Genomic DNA, 290 nt, shown 5'->3' on the forward strand with positions numbered 1-290 from the left:
GTCTTCAAGGGTACGACGATTCGCACGTATTAAGGGGAAGTTATGGTAGCTAAAGTGGAGTTTTCGCATGATATTCCCGAATGGGTTGCACCACGATGGCGCACGATCAGTGTAGACTACGAGTCCGGTGGCGATCTGACAAGAACCATTACGCTAGGGTTCTCATTTGATCCAGCCGACTGTCATGGTGAGGATTTGGCATTTGCTTTCCGAAAGGCAATTCGGAAAGCAAAAAGCGATGGTCGCTGCATAGCCATCAATGTCATGCACCGAGCGGAAATTGGTAATGC

1 protein-coding gene is annotated in these 290 nt (G+C 49.0%); it reads left to right on the forward strand.

The features are described 5' to 3' along the window. Nucleotides 1–42 precede the first annotated feature (42 nt). Nucleotides 43–290 (forward strand): hypothetical protein (locus AC1RPW_RS08375; protein ID WP_481769504.1); only part of this gene is annotated, 248 nt, incomplete at its 3' end.

Source organism: Dellaglioa sp. CoH-55-MRSF-8 (genome assembly GCF_056782195.1).